The organism is Herbiconiux solani NBRC 106740, assembly GCF_001571005.1.
Lineage (GTDB): Bacteria > Actinomycetota > Actinomycetes > Actinomycetales > Microbacteriaceae > Herbiconiux > Herbiconiux solani.
The window spans coordinates 299,754-325,151 of record NZ_BCST01000006.1; the positions used below are offsets into that span (position 1 = coordinate 299,754).

At 71.7% G+C, this 25,398-nt stretch carries 28 protein-coding genes and 1 tRNA gene; 17 read left to right on the forward strand and 12 right to left on the reverse strand.

What is annotated here, in order from left to right:
* Nucleotides 1-31: 31 nt before the first annotated feature.
* The 3 genes from HSO01S_RS13085 to HSO01S_RS13095 form a co-directional block, all read right to left on the reverse strand.
* Complete coding sequence (locus HSO01S_RS13085) at nucleotides 32-850, reverse strand: DUF1206 domain-containing protein (protein WP_066042076.1); 819 nt, start codon at nucleotides 848-850, stop codon at nucleotides 32-34.
* A 111-nt stretch (nucleotides 851-961) separates the two neighbouring features.
* Nucleotides 962-1,933, reverse strand: a complete 972-nt coding sequence (locus HSO01S_RS18795) for a hypothetical protein (RefSeq protein ID WP_066042077.1) — start codon at nucleotides 1,931-1,933, stop codon at nucleotides 962-964.
* Nucleotides 1,934-2,059: 126 nt separating this feature from the next.
* Nucleotides 2,060-3,694 carry a helix-turn-helix transcriptional regulator gene (locus tag HSO01S_RS13095; RefSeq protein ID WP_066042080.1) on the reverse strand — a complete coding sequence of 545 codons (1,635 nt, stop codon included), beginning with the start codon at nucleotides 3,692-3,694 and terminating at the stop codon, nucleotides 2,060-2,062.
* A gap of 86 nt (nucleotides 3,695-3,780) precedes the next feature.
* Here HSO01S_RS13095 and gltX point away from each other — a divergent pair, with 86 nt between their 5' ends.
* From gltX to HSO01S_RS13110, 3 genes are all read left to right on the forward strand, one after another.
* Nucleotides 3,781-5,304: a glutamate--tRNA ligase gene (gene gltX, locus HSO01S_RS13100; protein ID WP_066042081.1), complete on the forward strand. Its 1,524-nt coding sequence runs from the start codon at nucleotides 3,781-3,783 to the stop codon at nucleotides 5,302-5,304.
* Nucleotides 5,301-6,317: an NAD(P)/FAD-dependent oxidoreductase gene (locus tag HSO01S_RS13105; RefSeq protein WP_066042083.1), complete on the forward strand. Its 1,017-nt coding sequence runs from the start codon at nucleotides 5,301-5,303 to the stop codon at nucleotides 6,315-6,317. Before gltX ends, HSO01S_RS13105 begins: the two co-directional genes overlap by 4 nt.
* A 76-nt stretch (nucleotides 6,318-6,393) precedes the next feature.
* Nucleotides 6,394-7,065 carry a DedA family protein gene (locus HSO01S_RS13110; protein WP_066042086.1) on the forward strand — a complete coding sequence of 224 codons (672 nt, stop codon included), beginning with the start codon at nucleotides 6,394-6,396 and terminating at the stop codon, nucleotides 7,063-7,065.
* 18 nt (nucleotides 7,066-7,083) lie between these two features.
* Here the strand turns inward: HSO01S_RS13110 and HSO01S_RS13115 are convergent, their stop codons facing one another.
* Entirely contained in the window at nucleotides 7,084-7,563 is a 480-nt protein-coding gene (locus HSO01S_RS13115) for a DUF2000 domain-containing protein (protein ID WP_245636001.1), read from the reverse strand.
* A gap of 95 nt (nucleotides 7,564-7,658) precedes the next feature.
* Here HSO01S_RS13115 and HSO01S_RS13120 point away from each other — a divergent pair, with 95 nt between their 5' ends.
* The gene (locus tag HSO01S_RS13120) at nucleotides 7,659-8,120 is read left to right on the forward strand and encodes an Lrp/AsnC family transcriptional regulator (RefSeq protein ID WP_066042088.1); all 462 of its coding nucleotides are present in this window, start codon (nucleotides 7,659-7,661) and stop codon (nucleotides 8,118-8,120) included.
* A 27-nt stretch (nucleotides 8,121-8,147) separates the two neighbouring features.
* Here the strand turns inward: HSO01S_RS13120 and HSO01S_RS13125 are convergent, their stop codons facing one another.
* Nucleotides 8,148-8,513 (reverse strand): bleomycin resistance protein, encoded by a 366-nt coding sequence (locus tag HSO01S_RS13125; RefSeq protein ID WP_066042089.1) that lies wholly within the window; start codon nucleotides 8,511-8,513, stop codon nucleotides 8,148-8,150.
* 72 nt (nucleotides 8,514-8,585) lie between these two features.
* Complete coding sequence (locus HSO01S_RS13130) at nucleotides 8,586-9,182, reverse strand: DJ-1/PfpI family protein (protein ID WP_174522990.1); 597 nt, start codon at nucleotides 9,180-9,182, stop codon at nucleotides 8,586-8,588.
* Nucleotides 9,183-9,293: 111 nt separating this feature from the next.
* Here HSO01S_RS13130 and HSO01S_RS13135 point away from each other — a divergent pair.
* The 3 genes from HSO01S_RS13135 to HSO01S_RS13145 all read left to right on the forward strand — a co-directional run bounded on the left by HSO01S_RS13135 (nucleotide 9,294) and on the right by HSO01S_RS13145 (nucleotide 10,354).
* Nucleotides 9,294-9,365, forward strand: a tRNA-Gln gene (locus tag HSO01S_RS13135).
* Nucleotides 9,366-9,707: 342 nt separating this feature from the next.
* Entirely contained in the window at nucleotides 9,708-9,944 is a 237-nt protein-coding gene (locus HSO01S_RS13140) for a type II toxin-antitoxin system Phd/YefM family antitoxin (protein WP_174522991.1), read from the forward strand.
* Nucleotides 9,941-10,354 (forward strand): type II toxin-antitoxin system VapC family toxin, encoded by a 414-nt coding sequence (locus HSO01S_RS13145; protein ID WP_245636002.1) that lies wholly within the window; start codon nucleotides 9,941-9,943, stop codon nucleotides 10,352-10,354. The genes HSO01S_RS13140 and HSO01S_RS13145 overlap by 4 nt, the downstream gene beginning before the upstream one ends.
* Nucleotides 10,355-10,365: 11 nt before the next feature.
* On the opposite strand, the gene HSO01S_RS13150 is transcribed toward HSO01S_RS13145, so the two are convergent.
* The gene (locus HSO01S_RS13150) at nucleotides 10,366-11,052 is read right to left on the reverse strand and encodes a hypothetical protein (protein ID WP_066042091.1); all 687 of its coding nucleotides are present in this window, start codon (nucleotides 11,050-11,052) and stop codon (nucleotides 10,366-10,368) included.
* Nucleotides 11,053-11,235: 183 nt separating this feature from the next.
* Between HSO01S_RS13150 and HSO01S_RS13155 the strand changes: the two genes are divergently transcribed.
* Both HSO01S_RS13155 and HSO01S_RS19685 read left to right on the forward strand, forming a co-directional pair.
* Nucleotides 11,236-11,736, forward strand: a complete 501-nt coding sequence (locus HSO01S_RS13155; protein ID WP_066042094.1) for a GNAT family N-acetyltransferase — start codon at nucleotides 11,236-11,238, stop codon at nucleotides 11,734-11,736.
* Between the two features lie 52 nt (nucleotides 11,737-11,788).
* Nucleotides 11,789-12,925, forward strand: a complete 1,137-nt coding sequence (locus HSO01S_RS19685; RefSeq protein WP_306306985.1) for a GNAT family N-acetyltransferase — start codon at nucleotides 11,789-11,791, stop codon at nucleotides 12,923-12,925.
* An 18-nt stretch (nucleotides 12,926-12,943) separates the two neighbouring features.
* Here HSO01S_RS19685 and HSO01S_RS13170 read toward each other — a convergent pair whose 3' ends face one another.
* Genes HSO01S_RS13170 through HSO01S_RS13185 form a run of 4 tightly spaced genes read right to left on the reverse strand, consistent with a single transcriptional unit; the run spans nucleotide 12,944 to nucleotide 15,300 of the window.
* On the reverse strand, nucleotides 12,944-13,732 hold the full coding sequence (locus HSO01S_RS13170; RefSeq protein WP_066042096.1) for an ABC transporter permease: 789 nt from the start codon (nucleotides 13,730-13,732) through the stop codon (nucleotides 12,944-12,946).
* The gene (locus HSO01S_RS13175) at nucleotides 13,729-14,493 is read right to left on the reverse strand and encodes an ABC transporter ATP-binding protein (protein ID WP_066042097.1); all 765 of its coding nucleotides are present in this window, start codon (nucleotides 14,491-14,493) and stop codon (nucleotides 13,729-13,731) included. Before HSO01S_RS13175 ends, HSO01S_RS13170 begins: the two co-directional genes overlap by 4 nt.
* Entirely contained in the window at nucleotides 14,490-14,915 is a 426-nt protein-coding gene (locus HSO01S_RS13180) for a DUF1048 domain-containing protein (RefSeq protein WP_084361656.1), read from the reverse strand. Before HSO01S_RS13180 ends, HSO01S_RS13175 begins: the two co-directional genes overlap by 4 nt.
* A gap of 1 nt (nucleotide 14,916) precedes the next feature.
* Complete coding sequence (locus HSO01S_RS13185; protein ID WP_066042099.1) at nucleotides 14,917-15,300, reverse strand: PadR family transcriptional regulator; 384 nt, start codon at nucleotides 15,298-15,300, stop codon at nucleotides 14,917-14,919.
* 154 nt (nucleotides 15,301-15,454) lie between these two features.
* Here HSO01S_RS13185 and HSO01S_RS13190 point away from each other — a divergent pair, with 154 nt between their 5' ends.
* The 8 genes from HSO01S_RS13190 (at nucleotide 15,455) to HSO01S_RS13225 (ending at nucleotide 22,436) form a co-directional block, all read left to right on the forward strand.
* Complete coding sequence (locus HSO01S_RS13190) at nucleotides 15,455-16,294, forward strand: alpha/beta hydrolase (RefSeq protein ID WP_066042100.1); 840 nt, start codon at nucleotides 15,455-15,457, stop codon at nucleotides 16,292-16,294.
* A 22-nt stretch (nucleotides 16,295-16,316) separates the two neighbouring features.
* On the forward strand, nucleotides 16,317-16,850 hold the full coding sequence (locus HSO01S_RS13195) for a putative immunity protein (RefSeq protein ID WP_066042101.1): 534 nt from the start codon (nucleotides 16,317-16,319) through the stop codon (nucleotides 16,848-16,850).
* Nucleotides 16,851-17,044: 194 nt separating this feature from the next.
* The gene (locus HSO01S_RS13200) at nucleotides 17,045-17,704 is read left to right on the forward strand and encodes a pyridoxamine 5'-phosphate oxidase family protein (protein WP_066042103.1); all 660 of its coding nucleotides are present in this window, start codon (nucleotides 17,045-17,047) and stop codon (nucleotides 17,702-17,704) included.
* 102 nt (nucleotides 17,705-17,806) lie between these two features.
* A complete protein-coding gene (locus tag HSO01S_RS13205; RefSeq protein WP_066042104.1) occupies nucleotides 17,807-18,646 on the forward strand; it encodes an alpha/beta fold hydrolase in 840 nt (279 codons plus the stop codon).
* A gap of 76 nt (nucleotides 18,647-18,722) precedes the next feature.
* Nucleotides 18,723-19,613 carry an alpha/beta fold hydrolase gene (locus tag HSO01S_RS13210; protein WP_066042106.1) on the forward strand — a complete coding sequence of 297 codons (891 nt, stop codon included), beginning with the start codon at nucleotides 18,723-18,725 and terminating at the stop codon, nucleotides 19,611-19,613.
* 42 nt (nucleotides 19,614-19,655) lie between these two features.
* Nucleotides 19,656-20,015 carry a cupin domain-containing protein gene (locus HSO01S_RS13215; protein WP_066042108.1) on the forward strand — a complete coding sequence of 120 codons (360 nt, stop codon included), beginning with the start codon at nucleotides 19,656-19,658 and terminating at the stop codon, nucleotides 20,013-20,015.
* Between the two features lie 21 nt (nucleotides 20,016-20,036).
* The gene (locus HSO01S_RS13220) at nucleotides 20,037-20,738 is read left to right on the forward strand and encodes an alpha/beta fold hydrolase (protein ID WP_066042110.1); all 702 of its coding nucleotides are present in this window, start codon (nucleotides 20,037-20,039) and stop codon (nucleotides 20,736-20,738) included.
* Between the two features lie 42 nt (nucleotides 20,739-20,780).
* Nucleotides 20,781-22,436, forward strand: coding sequence for a cation:proton antiporter (locus HSO01S_RS13225; protein WP_066042112.1), 1,656 nt, complete (start codon nucleotides 20,781-20,783; stop codon nucleotides 22,434-22,436).
* Nucleotides 22,437-22,442: 6 nt separating this feature from the next.
* Here the strand turns inward: HSO01S_RS13225 and HSO01S_RS19630 are convergent, their stop codons facing one another.
* On the reverse strand, nucleotides 22,443-25,289 hold the full coding sequence (locus HSO01S_RS19630) for a helix-turn-helix transcriptional regulator (RefSeq protein ID WP_157079065.1): 2,847 nt from the start codon (nucleotides 25,287-25,289) through the stop codon (nucleotides 22,443-22,445).
* Between the last annotated feature and the right edge of the window lie 109 nt (nucleotides 25,290-25,398).

Below are 25,398 nucleotides of genomic sequence, written 5' to 3' on the forward strand. Positions count from 1 at the left end.
ACGGTGTCGGCCGGTCGCCCGGCCACGTCGCTCAGAGCTTCGCGAGCCGGGCGCGCACGCCCAGGTACACGCCGTAGGCGATCAGCCCGATGCCCACGGCCACGAGCACGGCCACACCGAACGGCAGCCCGACGAGCGCCTTGAGCGCCCCGTCGAGGCCGGAGGCCTTCTCGGGGTCGTAGGTGAAGGCCGCGACGACGAAGAGCACCCCGACGACGAACAATGCGATGCCCTTGGCGATGTAGCCGACCGTGCCGAGCACGACGACCGCGCGCCCGGCCTGTCCCGCAGGCACGTGGATCTGCTTGCGGAAGGTGCGGCGGATGCCGATCACGACGAAGCCGATCCCGCCGCCGACGACCGCGAGTCCGATCGCGACCAGCAGGAAGACGCCGCCGGGTGTCTCGAGGAGCCGCGCGCTCAGGGTCTGACTGGAGTCGGACGAGTTCGACGACCCGCCGAGCGCGAAGGTCAGCGCAGTGACGCCCAGCGCGATGTAGACGACGGCCTTGCCCGCCTCGGAGGCCCGCCGCCCCCACTTCTTCTTCGCATCCGGATCGTCGACCAGCCGCACCTGCACGATCTGCCAGAGGCCGAGCGCGAAGAGCCCGATCACCGCGACCCAGAGCACGAAGAGCCCGCCCGGGGTCGAGGAGACCTGGCGCAGTGCGCCGGACTGGTCGGCCTCCCCGCCGCTGCCGCCGCCGGCTCCGGAGAGCGCGACGCCGATGGCGATCCCGCCGATCAGGATGTGCAGCAGGCCGTTGACGGCGAAGCCGCTCCGGGCCAGCACCTGGAAGACCGGGTTGTTGCTGGCATCGCGGGCGGCGTTCTTCGTAGGGGTCGACATCCTTCCAGCGTGGCATGGCGCACGGGGAACGGCCCCCTCCGTCGCGCGGAGAGGGCCGTTCAGGGTGCCCGGCTCGAGGAGCCGACGCGATGGTGCGCTGGGGTGGGGGACCTAGCGCACCGGCTTCTTGCGGATCGCGAAGGCGACGACGCCGCCCAGCATCATCAGCGCGACGGCGCCGATGGCGAGCGGGGCCGCCTCGGAGCCGGTCTCGGCCAGTGCGCCCGTGTTCGACACCTGGGCCGAAGCCGGGGTGCTGGGAACCGACGGCACGACGGCGGCGGGGGTCGCCGGCGTGGTGGCGACCGGGACCTCGGGGGTGGGGGTCGGGGTCGGGGTCTCGACGACGGCCTTCAGGCACTTCTGCACCGAGACGGTGCCGGAGCTGGTCTGCTCGGTCACGGCATCGGTGACGGTCGCGGTGTACTCCATGCCGGAGGGAATGCCCTCGAAGGTGACGGTTCCGGGCTTGTCGAGCGAGCGGGACTGCACCGCGGTGCCGGTCGCATCGGCGATGGTCACGTCGAAGCCGTGCTTCTCGTCACCGCCGGCGACGACGGTGATGGTGCCGTTTCCGACACCGGTCACCGGGTCACAGCTGGTGACGGCGCTCGAGACGGTGACGACGGGCGGCACCGGGGGAGTGGTGGGAGGCGTGGTCGGCGGCGTCGTGGGCGGCGTGGTCGGCGGCACGCACGGGGTCGAGCTGCCCTTCTCTGTGACCGAGTAGCCCTTCGAGCCGTTCGGGTCGTCCGAGGTCTTGATGGCGACCACGTAGTCGTGCGCGACCGTGCGGTCGGCGAAGTCGTAGGTCTTCGAGAACTGGGTGTCGAACGACGTCTTCGGCTGGACGTCCTTGCCGTCGATGGTCACCGTGATGGTGTTGTCGGCGTTCGCGCTGTAGTTCGCGGTCTTCACCGAGAGGGTGTCGCAGGTCGACGACACGGTGGGGGTGTGGGCGGATGCCGGGCTCGCCACGGCGAGGCTGAGCCCCGTCGCCGCGAGGGCTGCGACGGCCAGGCCGGCCGCCAGGGTCAGGGCTCTACGGGTGAGCGGGGGTCGGGTCGAATTGTTTTCGGGCATGCCGAAGTTGTCCTCTCGATCAGAGATCGACGCTGCGGGTGACAGCAGTCGGGAGGGCTGCGGGGAATGGCAGCGCTCCGTTCCACATTCGCAGGCCTCACCCGGATCGGATGGGTCGCCGAGGGGTTAGATCGAGGGTGACCGGTGGGTGATCCCGAGGCGATGCCCCATCTGGATCGCCTCATCCCGGGAGGCCACGCCCAGCTTCCGGTAGATGTGTCGGAGGTGGGTCTTCATCGTATTCGGCGAGATGAAGAGTTCCTGCGAGAGTTCCCGGGCCGTCCTCCCCTCGCCGAGCGCGACCAGGATCTGGTGCTCCCGCTCGCTCAGCCGCAGCACCGGCTCGGCCGCCGACTCGAAGGTGGCGCCGAGCTCGTCCAGGAGCGCCACGACCGCCGCGGGCTGAGGGCGCGTCCGGGCCGAGGCCAGGAGCGGCACGAGCTGGGCGAGCGGCAGGTGGAGGAAGGCCCGCCGGATGCCGCTCTCGGCGCCGAGGGCGAGCGCGTAGTCGAGGCTCGTCGCGCTGCCGACCGCGTCGCCGAGGGCCGCGCGAGCGGTGGTGTCGATCAGCAGCACGTCGATCAGCGTGCCGCGCGCATGCCCGTCGCCGAGCCGGATGCACTCCTCGATCTCCTCGATCGCCTCCTGATACTGCCCCTGGCTGAGCTGCAGCCAGCCGAGGTAACGGCCCGAGCAGAAGACGTGGCGGGCATCCGTCGTCCGACCCGCGACGGGGTCGACGGCGTGCGGGCGGCGGAGGCCGATCTCGATGCCGAGGCGCACCCCGTAGGAGAGGGCGTCGAGGAGGATGGCGTCCTCCCACTTGCGCGAGAGCTGCCGCGCCAGGCGGAGCGACTCGAGCGCGTCGGTGTAGCGGCGGAGGAGCAGCAGACGGGTCGCGGTGAAGACCGCGGTGTAGGCGCGCCACTCGCTGCCCGTCGAGAGGCGTTCGAGCAGCGGCACGACCTCTCCGGCCGCGTCGAGCCGGCCCCGGTCGAGGAGGGTGAGGGCGTGGGCGAACAGTGCCGGCGCCATCGCGGTCGACTCGGCCAGCGGGATCTCGCTCGGATCGCTCCCGAGCTCGGTCGCCTCGGCGGCGGCCAGAGCCCGGTCGAACCAGAGGTCGGCGCGCTCGGGATTCTCGGCGATGACGGCCTGGAGACCCGCGAGTCCGTAGGCGGCGACCTGCTCTTCCGGATAGAGGGAGTCCTCGGCGAGGGCGAGGGCGGGCCCGATCGAGGAGTCGCCGGTGTCGAAGCCGGCCCGGTGCCAGTCGACCAGTGACAGCTCGAGCTGGAGTCGTGCATCCATCGCCAGCCGCCACTCGAAGGGGACGTCGTCGGTGAGGGCGAGTGCGGTGGTGAGCTCGTCGAGCTCGGCGGCCGCGCGGTCGAAGCGGCCGATGCTCCGCTGGTGCTTGGCGAAGCCGAACCGGGTCATCAGCTCGATCTCGGCCGAGACGCCCGGCGGGCGGCCGAGCGCGACGAGCCGTTGCGACTCCTTGAGGAACAGGGTGGCGCCGGCGCGTTCGACCGAGTCCGGGGAGCCGTACGACGAGGAGGCGAGGCCCAGCAGGAGCCAGGCGTCGGCCTGCCAGAGCGAATCCGGCAGGGCCTGGATGGTCTCGCGGACGCAGGACGGATCGGTGGTCACGAGGGCCGACCACTCGTCGCGCACCAGGGCCGCTGCGGCCTCGACATCGCCCGCGTCGAGGGCCTGCCGAACCGTGCGCGACCAGGCGCGCGCGCGTCGTTCAAGCACGTGAGCCCCCGAATCCCCTACGCCGCACCGATGCGCGTTCTGTTGAATATAGCTCGGTGCGCCCCGCCCCGTAGAATCGGGGGGTCATGAGTGCTGCTTCCTCTTCCCAGACCCATCCCTTCTCCGACGCCACCGGGGCCGATGTGCGCGTGCGGTTCTGCCCGTCGCCGACCGGCACGCCGCACGTCGGACTGGTTCGCACGGCCCTGTTCAACTGGGCCTATGCGCGGCACACGGGCGGGAAGATGGTGTTCCGGATCGAGGACACGGATGCGGCGCGCGACTCCGAGGAGAGCTTCGAGCAGATCGTCGAGGCGCTCACCTGGCTCGGCCTGAACTGGGACGAGGGGGTCGGTGTCGGGGGACCGCACGCGCCCTACCGTCAGTCCGAGCGCTACGGCATCTACCGCGAGGTGATCGCCGCGCTGCTCGAGTCGGGCCACGTCTACGAGAGCTTCTCGAACGCCGAGGAGATCGATGCCCGCAACGAGGCCGCGGGCCGGGCCAAGCAGCTCGGCTACGACAACTTCGACCGCGACTTGTCGGAGGAGCAGAAGGCCGCCTTCCGTGCCGAGGGCCGCTCGCCCGCGCTCCGCCTGCGGGTGCCGGACACGGATCTCTCGTTCGACGACCTGGTGCGCGGCGAGATCACCTTCCCGGCCGGCTCCTTCACCGACTTCGTGATCGTGCGGCCCAACGGGCACCCGCTCTACACGCTCGTCAACCCGGTCGACGACGCGTTGATGGGCATCACTCACGTGCTGCGCGGCGAAGACCTGCTCTCCTCCACCCCGCGGCAGATCGCGCAGTACCACGCGCTGATCGACATCGGCGTGACCACGTTCGTGCCGCGCTTCGGGCACCTTCCCTACGTGATGGGCGAGGGCAACAAGAAGCTCTCCAAGCGCGACCCCGAGTCGAACCTGTTCCACCACCGCGACCGGGGCTTCATCCCCGAGGGGCTCGTCAACTACCTGGCACTGCTCGGCTGGTCGCTCGCGCCTGACCGCGACGTCTTCTCGCTCGAGGAGATGGTCGCGGCCTTCGACGTCGTCGACGTGCTGCCCAACCCGGCGCGCTTCGACCTGAAGAAGGCGGAGTCGATCAACGGCGACCACATCCGGCTGCTCGACGTCGCGGACTTCGCGGCCCGGCTCGTGCCGTACCTCGAGACCGCCGGCATCGTGACCGCACCGCTGACCTCGGCGCAGGAGGGCGTGCTCGCCGCCGTCGCCCCGCTGGTGCAGACCCGCATGGCGCTGCTCGGCGAGGCGCCTGAGCTGCTCGCGCCGTTCTTCGTCGACGCCGCCGCGCTCGAGTACGCTCCGGATGCGCTCGCCTCGCTCCCCGAGAACGCCGGCCTCGTGCTCGCCGCCGCGATCAACGGTCTCGAAGAGGTGCCGCTGTCGGAGTGGGATGCCGCGACCATCCAGGCCGCGCTCGTCTCGGCCCTGATCGAGGGCCTCGCGCTCAAGCCGCGGGTCGCCTACGGGCCGCTGCGGGTGGCCGTCTCGGGTCGCCGCGTGTCGCCGCCGCTGTTCGAATCGATGGAGATCCTCGGCAAGGAGGAGACGATCGCGCGTCTCGACCGGCTCGTGAACGCGCGATGAGCGGGTCGGGCGACTCCGGCAGCTTCGGCGACGTGGCGGGCGACCGCTACGACGTCGTCATCATCGGCGGCGGGCCGGCCGGGCTCTCGACCGGCCTCAACCTCGTGCGGGCGCGCCGGCGCGTGCTCATCCTCGACAGCAACCGGCCACGGCACTCGGCGACGCTCGTCTCGCACGGGTTCCTGACCCGCGACGGGGTCTCGCCGCTCGAGCTGCGGGCGCTCGGCCGTGAGGAGTTCGCGGGGTACCCGACCGCCGAGTTCCACCAGGGGCTCGTCGACTCCGTGACGCCGACCGCGTCCTCGGCACCGGCGGCCTCGCCCTCCTCGTCGTCTCCGACCTCGGCCGGTGCGGACGACTTCACGATCACCTCGCGCGGCGTGCGCGGTTCGGCCGACCGGGTGGTCACCGCCCCCGTCGTCGTGCTCGCGAACGGGCTGGCCGAGACGCTGCCGGCGCTGCCGAGCATCCGGGCTTACTACGGCACGAGCCTGCACAGCTGCATCGAGTGCGACTCGTTCGAGAAGAGCGGGCAGCCGCTCGCCCTGATCGGCACGACCGCCGACCTCGCCGAGCGCGCGGTGCTGATCTCGCAGGTCACCGACGATCTCGTCGTCTTCACGAACGCGTCCCCGGATGCGGTCACGCCCGCCGAGGAGGCGGCGCTCGCCGGTCGCGGCATCGGTGTCGAGCGCCGGCCGATCGCCGACGTCGTGGGCGACCGCTCGGGCCTCACGGGTGTGGTGCTGGAGGACGGCACGACCATCCCGCGCACCGGCGGTTTCGTGCGCCCGCTCTGGAGCGTGCCGCTCGACTTCGCCGACGCCCTCGAGCTCGCGGTCGACGGCGAGGGGCACGTCGTGGTCGACGACCGTGGCGCCACCTCGGTGCCCGGCGTCTACGCCGTGGGTGACATCACGCCTCCCGGGTCGCAGCAGCTCATCGTGGCGGCGGGGGCCGGCGCGCGGACGGCGGCGGCGGTGAACCGGCACCTGCTGGGGCCGCTGCTCTAGCCCTCGCGCTGTCTCCCTCGCGCTGTCTTCCTCAGGGCTGTCGGCCTCGCGCCGGTGCGGGGCTTATGGTCGAGTCATGGCGCATGCGGACCTCTTCAACCTTCAGGAGACGATCCAGGGGGCGGGCGGCTGGGGGCTGCTCGTCGTGTGCGCGATCATCTTCGCCGAGACGGGCCTCTTGATCGGCTTCTTCCTGCCGGGTGACACCCTGCTGTTCTTCACCGGCCTGCTCACCTTCACGGGAGCCATCCCGCTGCCGCTGCCCGTGGTCATCCTGGCCGTCTTCGCCGCCGCCTTCCTCGGCGACCAGGTCGGGTTCGTGATCGGCCGGAGGGCGGGGCCCGGCATCTTCGAGCGGCGCGACTCGGGGTTCTTCAGCCGCAAGAACGTCGAGCGCACGCAGGGCTTCTTCGACCGGTTCGGCGGCTGGGCGGTCACGATCGCGCGGTTCGTCGCCGTCGTGCGCACCTTCGCTCCCGTCGCGGCCGGCGTCGGCAAGATGCGGTACTCGCACTTCGTCGGGTTCAACGCGCTGGGAGCCGCGATCTGGGCGACGCTGATCATCGGGGTCGGCTACGCGCTCGGGAACATCCCCGAGGTGGCCACGGTCGTGGAGCAGTACATGGAGTGGGTGCTGATCGGGCTCGTCGTGATCACGGTCGGGTCGGGTGTCGTGGCGTACCTGCGGCAGCGAGGTCGGGCGCGGAAGGAGAAGGCGGCGGGGGCTTCGGGGTCTTCCGGGGACTGAGGCCACCAGCGCCGCGGGTCAGAGCAGCTTCAGCTTCTTGACGATGCCGTCGACCGTCTCGCGCGGGCCCACGATGCTGATCGCGCACACCTCGAGATCCTCCGGCTGCGTGCCGGCGAGTTCGGCCAAGTACTCGTCGTAGACCCGGTTGGTCTGGGCCGAGAGTGGCATGTCGGCCACCCACACGCCCGTGGCGGCGACCGCCTTGGCGCGCGTGTTGGCGAGCCGCTCGGCCGTGGCGCCCAGCACCGTGCATCCGGCCCAGGCGAGGCCCGGATGCGGGTAGCCGCTCGCGTCGGGGCCGCCCGGTCCCTGCATCCCCTCGATCGCCTCGCCCGTCGCGGCGGCGATGCAGGCAACGGCGTTGACCATGCGGCCCGCGGGCAGTGCGCTGTCGACGACGATCGCCCACTTCAGGCGCGCCGAGCGGGTGGGTTCGCTCGTGACGATCTCGTCGGGGGCGTAGGCGGGGATGTCGGGCAGGGACTCTTCTGGCACGGCGGTCTTCTTTCGATCGGATGGAGAACAGAATCCTATGCACACATGCATCTGCGCTACCGTGGTCCCGTACTTAATCCTGCTGGAGGTGCCGAATGGCGATGCTCGACGAACTAGATACGGCCATCCTGCGCGAACTGCAGGCGGATGCACGGCGCACGAACCGCGACATCGCCGCGGCCGTCGGCGTCTCGCCCACCACGGCCCTCGACCGCACGCGCTCGCTGCGGGAACGCGGGGTGATCCGCGGGGCGGCGCTCGAGGTCGACCTGCCCTCGATCGGGCGGCCGGTGCAGGCGATGATCGCGGTGCGCATCCGTCCGCCGTCGCGGCGGAACATCGAGGGCTTCCGCAACTGGGTCAGCGCCCTGCCCGACACGCTCGGGGTGTTTGTGACCTCGGGCAACGAGGACTTCCTGGTGCACGTCGCCGTGCCCGACAACGACAGCCTCTACGCCTTCGTGATCGACCGCCTGACGGAGCGGCCCGAGGTGGCCGACGTGCGCACGTCGGTCGTGTACGAGCACCTGCAGAACCGGGGCATCCGCCCGGTCTGAGTCCGCCGCCGGCCTCGTGCAGCCGGGTCAGGCAGGGTTCTGGATGATGGTGAGTTGGGTGCCGTCGAGGTCGATCAGGAACCCGGCGCGCTGGCCCCAGGGCTGCACGCGCACGGGGTGGAGGCGGGGGCTGCCCGTCGTCCGCTCGTCGACGCCGGCGGCACGGATCGCGGCGTACAGCGCATCGAGGTCGTCGACCCGCACGGTGCACCGGAAGGAGCTCTCCTCGGGGACGAGCTCGGGGTGCGGGAAGAACTCCAGTTGCAGGTCACCGCGGCGGAGGATCAGCCACCCGTCGTCCCGATGCGCGACCTCGAACCCGAAGCCGCCGTAGAACGCCGTCGTGGCATCGAAGTCCCGCGACGGGAGGTTCGGGACGGCGCGATCGACCATGCGGCCAGGCTACCCACCGTCGTCCCGGCCCGTCGAGCATCCCGTGCCGCGGCGACGGCGGAGTGGGCGGCGTCAGATCGGGGGCTGGGGGTCGTACTGGATGCCGCGGCGCACCTCGACGGCACGGTCGCGACCGGCCAGGCGGTCGACGAGGTGGAGGGCCATGTCGATTCCGGCCGAGACGCCGGAGGCCGTGATGAGGTCGCCGTCGTCGACGAAACGGTCGTCGCCCCGCACATCCGCGGTCGGCTCGAGCTCGGCCAAAAGGTCGAGCGACCCCCAGTGCGTGGTGGCGGGACGGCCGGCGAGCAGGCCGGCGGCGGCGTAGACCAGGGAGCCGGTGCAGACGCTCGTCATCAGCGGCACGGTCTCGCGCTGGGCGCGCACCCAGGCGAGCTCGGCCGGATCGGCCAGCCGTGGCCGCGTGCCCCGCCCGCCCGGGTAGACGAGCACCTCGAGCGGCGGTGCCTGGGCGAGCACCGTGTCGGGCAGCATCCGCAAGCCTTTCGCGCAGGTGACGGGCCCGGGGTCGGCCGCGAGCATCCTGACCTCGTAGCCGTCTTCGGGGTGATTACGGGTCCAGTAGGAGAGCACCTCCCACGGGCCGACGGCGTCGAGTTCTTCGACGTTCTCGAACAGCAGGATGCCGATCGTCTTCACGCTGGTCATGCCCACCACGCTAGTGCCGGCCACCGACGGCACGCCGAGCTGAGGCGATTTGGGCGAGCGCGGTTCGATGGGCTAAAGTAAACAGTCGGCTCGGGCTGAGGCTCGGATCGGTGGGGTATGGTGTAATTGGCAACACGGCTGATTCTGGTTCAGTTGTTCTTGGTTCGAGTCCAGGTACCCCAGCAAGCAATGGTCCACTTCGGTGGGCCTTTTTTGTTGCCTATTTGGTTGGGGTTGTTGGGCCTCGGTTTTGGGTGGGTGGGCGGCCGTGGAGCGGGTATTCCGGGCGAGCCGCAGTCCCACGTCCGCTGCGCGGACGTCCGCCAGACCCGATGCCTGCGGCTCGCCCGGAACACCCGCTCCACGGCCGCCGGCGCTCTGCGCGGCAAGCTGCCGGGACCCTGCGGCAATCGCCGGCGCTTCGCGCGGCGGGGTGCCGGGAGCTTTGGCGTTCGAGATCGTGCTCGGCCATCAGTGGTGTTGACGCCCTGGAAGGGGGTGTATCACGGGTGATACGCTCTTCGTATGTCTACTGTCAGCGTGCGGGAGCTTCGGAATCATGGGGGGGACGTGTTGGCGCGGGTGGCTCGAGGGGAAGAGCTGGTCGTGACGAGTGATGGGGCGGCTGTGGCGGAGTTGCGGCCGGTGCGACGGCATTCGCCGTCGACGCGGCAGCTGATCGAGCGGCGGCGGCGGTTGCCGGTGGTGGATGCGGACGCCCTGCGGTCCGACATCGACGAACTGATCGATCCGTCGCTGTGAGCGACGTGGCGCGTGGGTTGCTCGACACGTCGACGGTGATTCTGCTGGGGCGGATCACGGATCCGGATGCGCTGCCCGATGAACTTGTGATCAGCACGGTCACGATCGCCGAGCTGAGCGTGGGGCCGTTGGTCGCGACCGACGACAGCGTGCGGGCCGCGCGTCAGGCGCACCTGCAGCAGGCCGAGGCCGACTTCGAGCCGCTTCCCTTCGACGCCGCCTCCGGGCGAGCCTTCGGGCAGGTCGCCGCGGCACTGCGGGGCGCCGGCCGGAAGCCGGCCGCTCGCGCGTATGACGCCCTGATCGCCGCCATCGCGATCGCCAACGACCTCCCGGTCGTGACGGCGAACCCTCGGGACTTCCAGGGCATCCCGGGACTGACCGTGATCCCGGTCGACGTTCCCGCCTGACTCCCCGCTCGTCAGGGGGGCGTGAGGCGGAAGGGGTCTTCCTTGTCTTGGGTGACGAGGGCTGTGGTGTCGGTGGAGACGGAGCCGTCGGCGCCTAGGGCTACCGAGTGGCCGTCGGGCCAGGTGCAGGTGACTCCGGCCAGGGCTGCGGTCTCGACGGCGAGGATGGGGTCGCAGTCGGCGTCGGTGAAGGGGAGCCAGGTGCCATCGGCCGCGATGATGCCGTCGCCGAGGTCGGCGTTGCCCTCGGGATATGCGCTGGGTCGGCCGGCGCTGCCTGCCGTGGTGGTGCCGGCGGCCGCGTCGGTGGCGGCGGGGGCGCTGTCTGCGGCTGTGCGGTCGGCGCTACCGGCGGCGAAGCCCGCGGCCGCCGAGATGACGGCCACCGCCGCCAGGGCCGCGGCCGCAGACAGGGCGATGACAGCGGGCTTCCATCGGGGGCTCGACGCGGGGCCGCTCTTCTGTCCGGCGCCCGCGGCGTCGGGATCCGGCTCAGCGGGATCGGGGTGTGCGGGAGCCGGCCGGGCGGGATCGGTCTGCTCGCGGCTCGGCGGTTCTCCCGTGCGGACGGCGGGGTCCGTGCGGGCGGCGGGCGCGGCGTGGCGGCGGTGGAGCTCGGCTCGCTCGGCATCCGTCAGGGGCGGCTGGCCGGGGCCGTAGGCGCGGGTCTGGAGGTCGTCGCTCTCGCTTGTCGCCATGGAACGACGTTACGCCGGTCGGGCCACTTCTGCCGGACGGGCGCGACACGCGGCGTCGGTGAGGCGGTGGCCATCGCGGAACTCGAGCTCGCCGAGTGGTGCACGCGCAACGGCAGGGTCAGCCTGCCGCCGTGACGGCCTCGTCGAGTTCGGGCCCGGGTGCAACCGTGGCAGAGTGTCGGGGTGGATGACGCGACTGTTCAGGATGGCCCGACCGTCGCCGTGAGCGCCTACGCCCCGGCCGATGCGCCCGGCACGCTGGACCTCTTTCTGGCCGCGGTGACCGAGACGGCCGCCGCCGATTACACGGCCGCGGAGATCGACGCCTGGGCCGACCGCGAACGGCGCGACCTCGGGCGGTGGGATGCGGCGATGCGGGCGCGCGGCGCTTTCGTCGCCGAGATCGGCGCCGAGCTGGCCGGGTTCTCCGATGTCGGCCCGGAGGGCTACGTGGACATGATGTTCGTGGCGCCGCGCTTCCTCCGGCGCGGGGTCGCGCGGACACTCATCGCGCACGGTGAGGCACTCGCCCGTGGGCGCGGAGTGAGCGAGCTCTCGGCCGACGTGAGCATCACGGCCCGCCTCTTCTTCGAGAGCCAGGGCTTCGCGGTCGAGGCGCAGCAGGCGCCGGTCCGTCGCGGTGTCACCCTCACCAACTTCCGCATGCGCAAGCCCCTCACCTGACCGCCGGGTGACGCAGCGCGGCGGGCGTCCGCGGTGCTCGTACGCTGGAGGCATGACCGCGCGCATCCGCCTCGCTCGGGCCGACGATCTCGCGGCGTTCGAGCAGCTCGAGAACGACGCCGATCGCATCCTCATCGACCGCCTGAAGCCGGAGAACTGGGGTGCTGCACCGACGGGCGCGGAGCGCGCGGCCCAGCCCGGGTTCCTGCTGGTGGCCGAGGTGGATGACGCGGGCGGGGTCGGTGCTGTCGGCCAGGACGGCGGGGTCGGCGAGGCGGGCGGGGCCGGTGAGGCAGGTGGGGCCGGCCGGGCGGGTGGGGTCGTGGTCGGCTTCGTGCACGTTCTCGAGGTCCACGGCTGTGCGCATCTCGAGCAGCTCTCGGTCGCCCCGGCGCACGCGCGGCACGGCATCGGGCGGGCGCTCGTCGAAGCGGCGATGCGGGAGGCGTCCGACCGGGGCTATCGTCGGCTGTCCCTGCGCACGTACGCCGAGGTTCCGTGGAACGCGCCGTTCTATCGCACGCTGGGCTTCGTCGATGAGGAGCCCGCATCCCCATTCCATCGGGCGCTCGCCGCCGTCGAAGCCGAGGCCGGTCTCGATCGACTCGGGACGCGCATCCAGCTCGCCGTCGACCTCGACGAACAGCAGCATCGGTCAGGTGGTTCGCGGCGGGTGCCGGCGCCGACCGAACGCCTGAGGTTTCGCGAGATGGGGGAGGGCGATCTGGATGCGATGGCCGCCCTGCTCGGCGACCCCGCGGTCATGCGCCACTACCCCGCTCCGAAGACGCGCGAGGGCGCGGCAGCGTGGATCGCCTGGAACCGCGCGAACTACGAGACCCACGGCTACGGCCTCTGGATCGTCGAGACCCACGCGGGCGAGTTCGTCGGCGACTGTGGTCTCACCTGGCAGGAGGTCGGCGGTAAGCCGGCGCTCGAGGTGGGCTATCACGTCCGGGCCGAGCTGCAGGGCCGCGGGTACGCCACGGAGGCCGCGATCGCCTGCCGGGAATTCGCCGCCGAACGTGGTCTCGCCGATTCGCTCGTGGCGATCATCCACCCCGAGAACCGGCCGTCGCAGCGGGTGGCGGAGAAGGTGGGGATGGTCCGGCTGGCGGATGACGACGACGGCCCCGCCGGTGCCACGCGCCGGGTCTACGGCCTCACGTTCAGCCGGTCGGCGGGCTGACCCGGCCTCCACCGCCCGTCAGCGGAAGCGGCGGCGGTAGACGACGATCGCCAGGGCGTAGGCGACGACGAGGATGCCCCCGAGCCACCCCAGCGCCACCCAGATCTCGCCGCCGACGGGCTGCTGAGCGAAGAGCGCCCGGATCGTGTCGACGATCGACGTGACGGGCTGGTTCTCGGCGAACCAGGCCACGGGCGCCGGCATCGACGCGGTCGGCACGAACGCCGAGCTGACGAACGGCAGGAAGATCAGCGGGTAGCTGAAGGCGCTGGCGCCGTCGACGCTCTTCGCCGAGAGTCCGGCGATCACCGCCACCCAGGTCAGGGCCAGCGTGAACAGGATGAGGATGCCGGCGACCGCGAGCCAGGCACCGACGGAGGCCCCGCTGCGGAAGCCGAGCAGCAGCGCCACCCCGGTCACGATCGCGATCGAGACGAGGTTCGCCGCCAGCGAGGTCAGCACGTGCGCCCACAGCACGCTCGACCGGGCGACCGGCATCGACTGGAAGCGCTCGAAGATGCCGCCCTGGAGATCGAGGAAGAGGCGGTAGGAGGTGTACGCGATGCCCGACGCGATCGTGACGAGCAGGATGCCGGGGAGCAGGTAGTCGACGTACGAGGTGCCCGGTGACGTGCCGGACGCGGTGCCGGCGCCGGTGTCGATCGCGCCGCCCAGCACGAACACGAACAGCAGCATCAGCGCGACCGGGGTGACGGCCGTGGTGAGGATCGTGTCGGGGCTGCGCAGGATGTGCCGGAGCGACCGCCCGGTGAGGATGCCGGTGTCGCCGAGGGCGTGGGTGGTCATGATCGGTCGCCTTCCTGCCCGACGAGCGCGAGGAACACGTCCTCCAACGACGGCTGCTTCTCGACGTACTCGACGCGGGCCGGCGGCAGCAGCCGCTTCAGCTCGGCGAGCGTGCCGTTCTGGATGATCGTGCCCTCGTGCAGGATCGCGATGCGGTCGGCGAGCTGCTCGGCCTCGTCGAGGTACTGGGTCGTGAGCAGCACGGTCGTGCCGGAGGCGGCGAGGCCGCGGATCGTCTCCCAGACCTCGATGCGCGCCTGCGGGTCGAGCCCGGTGGTCGGTTCGTCGAGGAAGATCACGGGCGGGTCGCCGATCAGGCTCATCGCGATGTCGAGGCGGCGGCGCATCCCGCCCGAGTAGGTGCCCGCGCGGCGGCGACCCGCCTCGGTGAGCCCGAACCGGTCGAGCAGGCCGTCGGCGATCTCGGCGGGATGCGGGAGGTGCCGCAGCCGGGCCACGAGCACGAGGTTCTCGCGCCCGCTCAGCACCTCGTCGACCGCCGCGAACTGACCGGTGAGACTGATCGACTCGCGCACCTCGGCGGGCGAGCCGGCGACGTCGAAGCCGTGCACCGTGGCGGTGCCCGCATCCGCTTTCACGAGCGTCGAGAGGATGCGCACCAGGGTCGTCTTGCCGGCCCCGTTCGAGCCGAGCAGCGCGACGACCGTGCCCGGCTCGACGGTGAGGTCGATGCCTCTCAGCACGTGGACGTCTTTGAAGGACTTGGTGAGGCCTTCGATGCGGATGGCGGGGGAGGTCATGAGTCCTTCTCCTCGGTGGCCGCGACGTCAGCGCCGCCTGCCCCCACGGGCCCGCCAGCACCCGGCGCCCCGTCGGCCGCGTCGATCGCGTCGGTGAGGCGCGAGCGCTCCTTGTCGATCCAGTGCGTGCCCGCATAGGCGGCGGCGAACGACTCGGCGAACTCGACCGGATCGTCACCGACGATCTCGCGCACCGAGCGGCCGTCGACGGCGGCCTGCTCCCAGAGGTCGGCGTTGTCGACGATCATCTTCACCATCGTCTCGCCGTCGGTGATGCCGCTGGAGTAGAGGAAGTAGCGGTTGATCGCCTTGGCAGCCTCGCGGTAGGGCGAGGGGAGGGCGTCGGTGCGGGCGATCGCCTGCCGGTACTGCTTCTTCTGCTCGAGCGATCCGGTCAGGGCTTCGATCCATTTGGCGGCCATGTCAGTGGGCTCCTTCGGGGTGTGTCGTGGGCGCGGTCTGCGGCGCCTGAGGTGGGGGTGCGATCCGGTTCTGGATGGCGTCGATGCGTTCGGCGAGGAAGATCCAGCTCGCCCAGAACTCGGCCAGGTAGTCGCGGCCGGCGGCGTTCAGGGAGTAGACCTTGCGGGGTGGGCCCTTCTCGGAAGGCTCCTTGGTGACATCCACGAGGCCGCGCTGCTCGATGCGCACGAGCAGCGCGTAGATGGTGCCCTCGACGATGTCGGCGAAACCCTGCTCGCGCAGGCTCGCCGTGATCTCGTAGCCGTACGCCGGGCGCTCGGCGAGACGGGCGAGGACGATGCCCTCGAGGGTGCCCTTGAGCATCTCGGTCATCTGCTTGGCCATTGCGGCTCCTCTGCTACTCGGTGTTGCTGACTACCAGTAGATAGTAACGCCGGGTAGTGGTAGATAGCAAGACTGAATAGTGGGTCGGTTTCGCCATGCGGGTCGGGCCGCGGCCGATGGGTGGCCGGCGGCGGGTTCGGTCTAGGGTCGGTGCATGGCGTTTTCCGAGGCCGCGGCGCTGGAGTTCACCGGCGGCATCCCGTATGCGATGCGGCCGGAGGGTGCTCTGCGGCTCGATGTGCTGTCCCCGCCGGCGGCCCCGGGCACCGCCGGCCCGTCGCGGCCGGTCGCGATCTTCCTGCACGGCGGCGGCTGGCACGAGGGAGATCGCGGTGCGGCCATGCATCCCTGGCTCGCCCCGCTTCTTGCGGCGAGGGGTTTCGTGACCGTCGCGCCCACCTATCGGCTGAGCGGTACGGCGACCTGGCCGGCGCCGCTCGACGACGCGATGGATGCGGTGGCCTGGGTGCACGAGCACATCGCGGAGTTCGGCGGCGACCCGTCGCGCATCGGGCTCTGGGGCTACTCGGCGGGGGCGCACCTCGCGGCGCTCGCCGCACTGGCCGGGCCGTCCGTGCCTTCCCCGGGGGCATCGCCGCATCCGCATGCTCACCCGCCGGTGCGGGCGGTCGCGCTCGCCGCCTGCCCGAGCGACCTGCGCGACACCCCCGCCGATCCCGGCAACGAGGTGAACCGGCTCCTCGGTCACCGCGGGACGCCGGCCGAGTTGAGCGCCATCAGCCCGGTCTGCCAGGTGCGGGCGAGTCCGCCGCCGGTGCTGATCGCCCACGGAACCGCCGACCAGATCGTGCCCTTCGCGCAGGGCGAGGCGCTCCGCGACGCCGTGCGCGCCGCAGGTGGCGTGGTCGAGTGGCACCCCATCGAGGGCGGATCGCACAGCTGGGCCGACGCCCCCGTCGCGGGCCTGGACGAGTCGGCGCCCAGCTTCGGCTCGCTCGCCGCGGCCTTCTTCGATCGGACCCTGGCCTCGTGACACGACGAGACGAGGTGCGCTGATGCTGTCTCCGCAGACCCTGAGCGAGCACGACCGCCGGGTCGTCGCCGCCTGGGCGGCCGACTGCGCCGAGCGGGTGCTGCCGCTGTTCGAGGCCGAGGCTCTCGACGACGAGCGCCCCCGTGACGCCATCGCGCGCGCCCGGGCGTTCTCGCGGGGCGAGTTGGATGCAGCGGGCGAGATCCGCCGCCGCTTCGTCGCGAACCGCGCGACTCAGGTCGTGAGCACCCCCGCAGCCAAGGCCGCCGCCTGGGCCGCGGGTCAGGCGGCCGGCGTCGCGCACATGGGAGCGCACGCCCTCGGCGCCGCCGCCTACGCCGCGAAGGCCGCCGCCCTGGCTCCGCCCGAGGCCGGCTCTGCTGACGCGGGCGCGGCCGAGATCGCCTGGCAGCTCGCCCACCTCACCGACCCGCAGCGCGAGGCCCTGCGCCGTCTGCCGCTCCTCGGCACCGACCCCTCCGGACCCCTCGGCACCGGCCTCCTGGCCTCGGGCGTGCTCGGCGCGAACATCCGCGCCATCCAGGCCGGCCTCTGACCGAACCCTCCCGAAGCGCGGGTCACGAGCCCGGGATGCGAAGCCGAGCGGCGCCCCGGCGACACGACTGGGGTCGACCTCGGATTCGCATCCGCCGGCACTGTGCTCCACTGCAGTGAGCGCCGACCGGCGCCACCGGGGAGAGCCGCACGGCAGAGCCACCGGCAAGACCCATCGAGCAGAGGAGACACGACGTGAGCCGAAGCTACGGGTGCATCGCCTTCACCGACAGCGTCGACGCCGAGCAGGAGTCGTACGGGAGCGCCGAGTTCTTCCGCCGCCTCGTGTCCACGCGGGCCGACTCCCGCGATGCGGGCTCCCGAGAGCCCGACGCCCGAGACCCGGATCCGCTCGGTCCGCGCGAGGCGCAGTTCCTCCGCACCCGCGACTCGTTCTACCTCTCCACCGTCGGCGAGACGGGCTGGCCGTACGTGCAGTTCCGGGGCGGCCCGGCCGGGTTCATCCGGGTCGACGACAAGCACTCCTTCAGCTGGGCCGACTACCGCGGCAACCTGCAGCACGTCAGCACCGGCAATCTCCGCACGGATGCCCGGGTCGCGATCATCGCGATGGACTACCCGACCAGGCGCCGGCTCAAGATCTTCGGCACGGCACGGGTGGTGCGCCTCGAGGACGACCCGATCCGCGTCGAGGTGCTCCGGCATCCCGACGATCCCGAGGCCGTCGTCGAGCGGGCCGTCACGGTGACGGTCGAGGCCTTCGACTGGAACTGCCCGCAGCACATCACGCCCCGATTCACCGCTGCCGAGCTCCAGGATGCGGTCCGACCGCTCCGTGAGCAGATCGCCGCGCTCACCCGTGAGAACGAACGCCTCCGTCAGGCCGAGCTCTGAGCTGAGGCGGTGCCCGGGATGGGGACTGGGGTGTCTCCCTGATTCGCCGCGGGCCCGGACGTGGTTCTGTTGCCAGACCTTCCGACTCGAAGAGGAGCACCGATGGCCACCATCACCGTGGGCGACGAGAACGCGTCGCCGATCGAGCTGTACTACGAAGACCACGGCAGCGGCCGCCCGGTCGTGCTCCTGGCCGGCTGGCCGTTCGACGCGCGCTCGTGGGAGCCGCAGCTGCATCCGCTGCTCGAGGCCGGCTACCGGGTCGTCGCCGTCGACCGCCGCGGATTCGGCCGCTCGAGCTTCCCGACCGTCGGCTACGACTTCGACACCCTCAGCGCCGACGTCGACATCCTGATCCGCCACCTCGACCTGAACGACGCCACGCTCGTGGGCTTCTCGCTCGGAACCGGCGAGGTCGCCCGCTACATCGGGCGCTTCGGCACCGAGCGACTCGCGAGCGCCGTGCTGCTCGAGAGCCTGACGCCGACCTTCAAGCAGAGCGACGACAACCCCAAAGGGGTCGACGAGGCCGGGGTGAAGGGTGTGCAGCAGGCCATCCTCGACGACCGGTTCGCGTGGCTGACCGGGATGATGGGCAACTTCCTCAACCTCGACGACTACCAGGGCACGCTTGTCAGCGAGGACACGGTGCGATCGATGTGGTCCGCCGGCGCCGAAGCCTCGCCGTACGCGACCTGGGCCTGCCCCCAGACCTGGCTCGAGGACTTCCACGCCGATCTCGAGCGCTTCGACGTGCCGACGCTCATCATGCACGGCACGGCCGACCGCATCCTCTCGATCGACGGCCAGGGGGCGCGAGCCCACGAGGCCCTGCCCGCGGCTCGCTACATCGAGGTCGAGGGCGGCCCGCACATCAATCCCGTCACGCACTCCGCCGAGGTCAATCGCGAGCTCCTCCGCTTCCTCGCGGATCCGTCCTGACGACGGCGACAGGATTTCGAGCACAGCGGATGCCGAGCCAAGCGGATACCGAGCGAGTGAACGAGGTGATGACCGGATGTTCGAGCACTTCAGCGCCCGCCTGATCGACGTCGACCGCGGTCAGGTCTTCGCGCGGGTCGGCGGCGACGGGCCGCCCATCCTGCTGCTCCACGGTTATCCGCAGACCCATGTCATGTGGCACGCCGTCGTCGACCGGCTCACCGGGAGCCGCACGGTCGTGGTGGCCGACCTCCCCGGATACGGCCGCTCGTTCCGGCCCGAGACGGTCGCGGATCACAGCGCGTACTCCAAGCGCGCCCTCGCCCAGGACCTGGTGCAGCTGATGGCGGCCCTCGGCTTCGACCGCTTCGCGGTCGCCGGGCACGACCGGGGCGGCCGGGTGGCCTATCGGATGGCGCTCGACCATCCCGAGGCGGTCACGGCCGCCGGCGTCTTCGACGTGGTGCCCACGGGCGAGGTGTGGGCCCGCGCCGACGCCCGCCTGGCGCTCACCTACTGGCACTGGTCCTTCCTGGCCCAGCCCGAGCCGCTGCCGGAGGAGCTGATCGACGCGAACCCCGGGGCGTTCTTCGACCGGCACGTGCGGGCATTGGGGCTCGGCCGTGCGGCAGACCGGTACCCGCCCGAGCTCATGGCGCAGTACCGGGAGCTGCTCGACGACCCGACCGTGGTGCACGGCATCTGCGAGGACTACCGCGCCGGCGCCGGGATCGACCGGATGCACGACGACGCCGACAAGGCCGCCGGCAACCGGATCACCTGCCCGCTCCTCGTGCTCTGGAGCGCCCGCGGCGCGCTGCCGAAGTTCTACGGCGACGTGCCGCAGGTGTGGAGCGACTGGGCCACCGACATCCACGGGCGGGGGCTGGAAGCCAGCCACTTCCTCGTCGAGGATCAGCCGGAGGAGGTCGCCGACGAGCTGCTCCTGCTCCTGGCCCGCCCGTGATCCGGCCCCGACCCGAACCCCCCCCCATCGAAAGGCGCGAACATGACCACCCCGCACTCCGACGACACCGACCAGCTCTCCCGGACGCTCAAGCGCACCGAGTTGCAGCACGCCTCCTCCTCGATCCCGGGCCGGGACATCGTGCAGGTGCTGACCGAGATCCCGGTCGACGTCTCCTCCGGCTGGCACCACCACCCGGGCGAGGAGGTCGGCTACATCGTCGCCGGCACCGTGCGGATGGAGCGGCGCGACCGGGAGACCGTCGTCCTGAACGCCGGCGAGGGCTTCCTCATCCCGCCCGGCGTGCCGCACAACGCCACCGACCTCGGCCCGGACACCGGCCGGATGCTGTCGACCTACATCGTCGAGACCGGCGAACCCGTCTCCACCCTCGAACCCTGACACCCGAGCGAAGGAAGCCCCATGTCCACCGTCATCCTCGTCCACGGCGCGTTCGCCGACTCCGACAGCTGGAACGGCGTGATCGCGCCGCTCCGGGCCGACCACCGGGTGATCGCCTATGCGAACCCCCTGCGCGGCATCGACTACGATGTCGCTCCGCTGAACGACCTGATCAGAACACTCGACGGGCCGATCCTGCTGGTCGGGCACTCCTACGGCGGTGCCGTGCTCACCGCGGTCGATCCGGATGCCGGTGACGTCGTCGGGCTCGTCTACGTCGCCGGCTTCGCGCTGGCACCGGGGGAGAGTCCCGCGACCGCCTCCGCGCTCGCGCCCGGATCCACCCTGGCGGACACGCTCGTCCAGGTGCCGCTCGCCTCCGGCGGCGCGGACCTCTACATCGACGAGGACAAGTACTGGCATCAGTTCTGCGCCGACCTCGGCGAGGAGCAGGCGCGGGCCATGGCGGTCACGCAGCGGCCGGTGACCGGCGCGGGCCTGAACGATCCGCTCTCCACCGGCGCGCTCTGGCAGTCGGTGCCGAGCTGGTTCGTCTTCGGCGAGGACGACCGCAACATCCCCGCCGGTGCCCACCAGATCATGGCGGACCGCGCCGGCGCTCGCCGCACGGTGCAGGTCGCAGGAGCCTCGCACGTCGTCGGGATCTCGCATCCGGACGAGGTCGTCGCGCTCGTCGGCGAGGCCGCGTCGGCCGCCCGCTGACGGGTCGCCCGGGAGAGGTGCGGGAACGGCGAGGCCGCGGCGATGGAACCCGGGACGGTCGTCGCCTGGGTGGTGGCGTTCGTGCTGCTCGCCGTCGTGGTCACCGGTCTCGCCCGGCGCGCGGGCTGGTCGGCGCCGGTGCTGCTGGTCGCCGTCGGGGCGGCGGTCTCCTTCATCCCGGGCATCCCTCCGGTGCACGTCGAGCCGGAGTTCGTGCTGTACGGCGTGGTGCCGCCCCTGCTGTTCGCGGCCGCGTTCGGCACCTATGTGGTCGACGTCGGCGCGCGGCGCGACTCGATCGTGCTGCTGTCGGTGGGGCTGGTGGTGTTCACCGCCTTCGCCGTGGGGTGGGTCACCTACCTGCTGCTGCCCGCGATCGGCTTCGCCGCCGCGTTCGCCTTCGCAGCGGTCGTGTCGCCGACCGATGCGAGCGCCGTGACCGCGATCGCGGGCCGGCTGAAGCTGCCGCACCGGGTGGTGACCGTGCTCGAGGGCGAGAGCCTCCTGAACGACGCGACGGCCCTCGTGCTGCTGAACACCGCGATCGCCGCAATCGTCTCGACGACCGGACCGGGACTCATCGCGGCCGACCTGGGGCTCGCGGTGGTGGGAGGGGTCGGCGTCGGGCTGGCCGTCGGCTGGACGGTCTCGACGGTGCGCAGCCGCCTGAGGTCGCCGGTGCTCGACACGAGCCTCGCGCTGATCACCCCGTACCTCGCCTTCATCGCCGCCGACGCGATCCTCGGCTCCGGGGTGCTCGCGGTCGTCATCTCGGCGCTGTACCTCGGGTTCCGCTCCCCTCGGGTGCAGTCGGCGGAAGCCCGGGTCGCGGAGGCGGTCAACTGGCGCACCGTCTCCTTCCTGGTCGAGAACGCCGTCTTCCTCTTCATCGGCCTGAACGCCGCGGGGATCGTGCGGGGCGCGGCGGTGCAGGTCGACGGGTTCTGGCTGACGGTCGGCGTCTGCGCGGCCGTCATCGTGGCGCTGTTCCTGTCGCGCGCGCTCTTCGTGTTCGCCATGGTCGCCGTGTTCCGGCACGGATCCCGGTACATGCGCGCCCAGGACCTGCGCTGGAAGTACGCGGCGGTCGTCTCGGCCGCGAACGTGCGGGGCGTTGTGACGCTGGCCGCCATCTTCCTGCTGCCGCCGGAGACGCCCGGGCGGGAGCTCCTGCAGCTGATGGCGTTCGTGGTGGTCGTGGTCTCGTTGCTCAGCGGCATCCTCCTTCCGGCCCTGATCCGCGCGCTCCACCTCGCGCCACCCGACGAGACGCGCGAGTTCGCGGATTGGGAGACCCTGATGGCCGAGGCGCGGGCCCGAGGGCTGGAACGTCTGGAGTCGGTGGCGACCGACGCCGACCACGACCGGGTGCTCGAGCAGCTGCGCGCCAGTGCCTCGCTCATCGCGGACTCGTTGGAGCACGAGGCCGAACGGATCTCGGAGGACGAGGCAGGGGCCGGGGACGAGGCCGCCTCCGCCTCCAGCGGCGAGAGCTACGTCCTCGCCTACCGGCGGCTGCGGCGCGTCATGATCGCGGCGGAGCGCCAGTACGTGATCGACAAGCGACGCGAGCGCCGCTTCCCCGAGACGGTCGTGGCCGCGGCGCTCCGCTCGATCGACATGGAGGAGTTGAGCATCCGCGCGGCGCCGGTGCTCGAGGATCCGGAGCCGTCCGAGGACGACGGAGCCGCATCCTGATGCCCCTCACCGGAGGATCGGCGCCAGCTGCCTCCGTGAAGTGATGTCGAGCTTCTTGAACACCTTGCTCAGGTGGTATTCCACCGTCGAGGTCGTGAGGAACATCTGCACGGCGATCTCCGAGTTCGTCGCGCCCGAGGCCGCCAGGCGGGCGACCTGCGCCTCCTGCGGGGTCAGCCCGGCGTCGACGGTGCCGGTGGGAGTCAGCCCCATCGGCGTGAGTCCCGCGGCGAGCAGCTCGGCGCCGGCCCGTTCGGCGAACGCCCCCACTCCCATCGCCTCGAACGACCGGTACGCCGTGGACAGCTGCACCTGCGCGTCGCGGCGCCGGCGGCGACGCCTGAGCCACTCGCCGTACAGCAGCTGCGATCGGGCCACCTCCACCCGCAGCGACGTCGAGCAGAGCAGCTCGATGGATTCGAGGTACCAGTGCTCGGCCTCGGCGACCGGCGCGACCAGTGCGCGAGATCGTGCGAGCATCCCGAGCGCCCACGGTGTCGCACTGGCGAGCGCGCGCTCCTCGAGTCTGCCGAGGGCGGCCCGTGCGGTGTCCGGCCGGCCGACGCGCATCGCGGCCTCCACCACGTCCGGGAGGATGGTGCTGCCGAATCCGAGGGTGTCGCGCTCGGCGATCTCCAGCGCCGAGTCGAGGGCCTCCTGGTAGTTCCCGAGGCCGATCTCGAGCACGGCGAGGCCCGACCAGGCGAACATCTCCATGTACAGCGACCCCCACTGCCGGCCCCAGGTCGCGGCGTCCTGGGCGAGCTCCCGGCACTCCTTCTCGCGACCCTGCCAGGCGCGCATGTGGATGGCGGGCCCGAGCCCCGCGGGCCGGGGGATGCCCATGAGCGCCGTGATCTCGGCGGCCTCGAACCGGCTGAGCTCCGCGGCCGCCATGTCGCCGGCCCAGCACTGCGCCAGGCACCGACCGGCGAGGGAGACCTGCAGCACGTTCAGCACGCCGTGACGGCGACCCTCCCTGATGCCCCGGTCGAACAGCTCCCGACGCCCCTCGTCGTCCCAGATCTCGTCGGCGGCGAACCAGCCGGCGACGGGGGCCGAGTGGGCGTCGAGCGGCACCCCCTCGTCGGCGTAGAGCGCGGCGACCGATCGTCGCAGCAGGGGCAGCGCCTCGGCGTACCCCACGGCGACCCGGCTCGCGAGTCCCTCGAGCAGCAGGTCCCGCGCGGAGACCGGCGCCTGTTTGTCGCGCACGTAGACCAGGACGGTGCGGGCGATCTCCTTCGCGGTGACGCTGTCCTTGTTCTCGCCCGCGCCGAGGGCGGCCCGGAGTGCTTCGAAGAGCATCCCGCGGATGAGGTCCTCGTCCCGCGGATCGGTGTCCTCGACCGCCTCGAGGAGAATCGTCCACGCGTCGCGATAACGGTGGTGGAACATCGCCAGCAGGGCGCGCAGCCGCTGCACGTCGACGTGCCGGCCGGCCTCGTCGAGCCACGGCGCCGCTTTGTCGAGGAGGGCCTCGGCCAGGATCCCGTCGCCGGCGGCGAGGTAGGCCCGGGCCGCCCCGAACATCCGGTCGCTGCGTTCCTGCGGGCCGGGGGAGAGCTCGGCCGCCCGCGCCAGGAACCGGGCCTGGGCGAGCTGTCCGCCGCGACGCTCGGCGCGCTGGGCCGAGCGTTCGAGGCCGGCCGCGACGTCCTCGTCCGGGGCACTCGTCGCTGCCGCCCGGTGCCAGGCGGCTAAGTCGGCGTTGCCGTCGAGCTCGGCGATCGTCGCCATCGCCGTGTGCGCCAATCGGCGCTGCCGGGGCTCGGCCGCGTGGTAGACCGTCGAGCGGATGAGGGGATGCCGGAACGCCACCGTCTCGCCGATGGTCATGACGTCGAGGTCGTGCGCGTCGTCGGCTGCATCCCCGGGGAGACCGAGGAGCGCCGCGGCGCGCCAGAGTGTGGGCGGGTCGTCGGTCGACATCGCGGAGGCGAGCACGAGGAGCGAGCGCGTCTCCGGACTCAGCACCTCGAGCTGGCGCAGGAAGTGCGCATTCAGGCCGCGGCCGGTCGGCAGCTGCTGGGGCAGCGGGAGCCTCCCGGCGAGCTGCTCGGAGGTGAGCTGATGGAGCAGCTCGAGCATGGCGAGCGGGTTGCCCCCGGTCTCCCCGACGATCCGCGAGGCCACCAGCGGGCTCACCGCGCCGGGCCGGACCGTGTCGAGCAGCGCGTGCGACTCCTCGCGGTCCAGGCCGCGCAGATGGTGGGTCGGGAGACCGCGGAGGGTGTCCAGGGCGTCGACACCTTCGCGACCGGCGAAGACCAGGCCGAGGCTGTCGGCATAGACCCGCCTGGCCACGAAGCTCAAGACGTCGAGCGACTCGGGATCCAGCCACTGCGCGTCGTCGACCACGCAGACGAGCGGCTCGGTCCGTGCGGCGGCGGCGAGCACTCCGAGAGCGCTGAGCCCGAGGAGGAACCGTGGCGGCGGGGCCTGGTCCAGCGCTCCGAAGGTCGTGAGCAGCGCGGACTGCTGCGGGCCCGGCACGTCGGCGAAATGGTCGCGGAAGGGGAGGAGGAGGCGGTGCAGGGCGGCGAAGTCGAGGCTGAACTCGGACTCGATCCCGACGAGCCGGACGACACGGACCGACGAGGTCGAGAGGTGCTCGAGGAGTCGCGTCTTGCCGACCCCCGGTTCACCGAGGAAGACCAGGGAGCCGCTCAAGCCGCTGGCGACGGAGGTCGCGAGCTCGTCGAGGGCCCGGCGCTCGGGCTCCCGGCCGATCAGCGAGGTCGGGGCCGGGCGGATGGGGGCCGGCCGGATCGGGGCCGGGCGGATCGGGGCCGCGCGCGCCGGGGCCGGCCGGGTGGGGACCGATTCGTGGGCGCGCTCCGGTTCGGTCACAGCAGGTGCCCATACAACCCGAACATGGCTTACCAGTCCTTCGGTGCCGGATACCTGCCATTCATAGCGGAGTTCGCCCCCCGTCACAAGCGCATCACCGATGCGGCAC